At 46.3% G+C, this 2,240-nt stretch carries 3 protein-coding genes; all 3 read left to right on the top strand.

Going from position 1 to position 2,240, the window contains the following annotated elements; genetic code table 11:
- On the top strand, positions 1-469 hold a 469-nt coding region (locus tag ACTIE6_RS16105; protein WP_439557614.1), incomplete at its 5' end, for an ABC transporter permease.
- A gap of 205 nt (positions 470-674) precedes the next feature.
- Positions 675-1,841 carry an ABC transporter permease gene (locus tag ACTIE6_RS16100; RefSeq protein ID WP_439557613.1) on the top strand — a complete coding sequence of 389 codons (1,167 nt, stop codon included), beginning with the start codon at positions 675-677 and terminating at the stop codon, positions 1,839-1,841.
- A gap of 316 nt (positions 1,842-2,157) precedes the next feature.
- On the top strand, positions 2,158-2,240 hold an 83-nt coding region (locus ACTIE6_RS16095; protein ID WP_439557616.1), incomplete at its 3' end, for a hypothetical protein.

Raw genomic sequence — 2,240 nt, 5'->3', positions numbered from 1 at the left:
GGTACTGATTGTGAAAGCCGACAAGTACTTTGACCATTTCCTGAACACCTTTGCCCGCTCTGACTCGCAAAAGCTGATCTTCTATGCAATTGTGACGCTTGTGCTGGTCATGTTCATGGGTTTGCCTGCTATCAATCTGGTGAATGTAAATGTGAGCAGAATACTCGAAAGAGCCTCTGAAATCGGCGTCAGAAAAGCTTTCGGTGCGCCGGCAAAAGCATTACTCTGGCAGTTTATCATTGAGAATGTTTTCATCACATTCATCGGCGGCGCCTTCGCACTTATCCTGTCTTTTGCAATCATCAAGATGATCAATGCGAGCGGCTGGATCGCATACGCGGACCTAACCATCAACCTGCCGGTCTTCGCAATCAGCATTGCAGTCTGCCTCATCTTCGGCCTCCTTTCCGGCGTACTCCCGGCATTCAGAATGTCAAAGCTCAGGATTGTGGAAGCTTTGAAAGGGTGAGAAAGGGAGGAAGGAGGAAAGGGAGGAAAGGGAGGAAGGAGGAAAGGGAAGATGGAGGAAGGAGGATAGGGAGGAAAAAAAGGCAAGGCATATCAGGTCATAAATTCAGAATTTTCCATCCTCCTTCCTCCTTCCTCCATCCTCCCCAAAAATTCAGTCATTCAATCATTCATCGCACCGGCGAGCCGGTCATTCAACATTAAAAATGTTCTCACATCTCTTCAAACTCATCTGGAACAAAAAGCGGGCTCATTCGCTGCTTATCGTGGAAATATGGGCTTCTTTTCTGGTTCTTTTCGGCGTGCTTTCGCTGATTGTGTATAATGTGCGTAATTACTTGAAACCGATTGGTTTTGAGTATGACAAAGTCTGGGTTGTAGACCTGGCAAGTAACCAGGATACGGTGAATGTAGCGGGCAAGCTGAACAGGATCATGGAACGGATCAGGACTTACCCTGAGGTAGAATCTGCTTCGAGGATGAGCAGTAACACGCCGTTTTCGGCCAATCAAATGAGCAATTCGGTGAGCTACAAGAAGGTAAGCATTGGCAGCGACTTCTATTATACCGATGCAGAATTGTCCAAAACCATTGACCTGCCCGTCATTAGGGGAAGGTGGTACCGCGATGCCGATCTGGTCTCGAAATTTGTACCCGTGGTGATCAACGAGGCACTAGAAGAGAAGCTTTTCCAGGACGAAGTTGCCGTGGGTAAGGTTCTGGGCGGGCCGGATAAAGTTTCTTTTAAAGTAGTGGGAGTTGTTGAGCGATTTAAGGCGAAAGGCGAGTTTATGTCTGACAACCCCGCAATGTTCCAGCTGATCAGGAAAGACGATTCCTGGAACTCCAATGTACTGATCAAAACAAAACCCGGAACTGACGCGCATTTTGAAGCAAGGCTTGTAAAGGATATCGCTATGATGGCTCCGGGGTGGGGTATAGAGGTTAATTATTTGAAAGAATCACTCAAAAACAGGCATAACCTGACACTTGTTCCGGTTATCATTTTCCTGATCGTAAGCGGGTTTTTGCTTACCAATGTCGCACTCGGACTGTTCGGTATTTTGAACCTCAACATCGGAAAAAGAAGAAATGAGATCGGATTGAGGCGGGCAATGGGCGCCACCGAGGGGAAAGTCGCTATCCAGTTCCTGGGTGAAATATGGGTACTGGCAAGTTTTAGTCTCCTCCTGGGCCTCATTTTCGCAGTTCAATTTCCGCTTATGCATGTTTTTGATCTCGACAATGAAGTATATCTCGTCGCGATCTTGGCGGCAATCGTAGTTATTTATATCATTGTAACCCTCTGCGCCTGGTTCCCCAGCAAACAAGCCGCCAGCATTCACCCAGCGGTGGCATTGCATGAGGAGTGATTTAAGGAGTGAATGACCGGGTTAATGACTGAATGACTGAATGAGTGAATGACTGAATAGAAATTGAGAGTGTGCAAAGATCTCTGTGCAACCAAGTAAGAACACCAAAGTCCCTTCAGGGATTTAGGGCAAAAAACCAGTAAAATGCCCCTAATAGTAGACGAAGATATTTCAATCCGGACTTCTTTGACTTTGCTTCTTCGCAATGACTGAATAAGTAAATGACTGAATAGAGATTAAGAGTGTGCAAGATCTCTGCGCAACCAAGTAAAAACACCAAAGTCCCTTCAGGGATTTAGGGCAAGAAACCAGTAAAATGCTCCTAATAGTAGACGACGATATTGCGATCAGGACTTCCTTGACCTTACTTCTCAGAAACGAGGGGTTTGATGTGAAGGG

The organism is Dyadobacter sp. (genome assembly GCF_051859145.1).
Lineage (GTDB): Bacteria > Bacteroidota > Bacteroidia > Cytophagales > Spirosomataceae > Dyadobacter.
The sequence above is the reverse complement of the archived record's forward strand: the minus strand, read 5'-3'. Positions and strand labels throughout refer to the sequence as shown.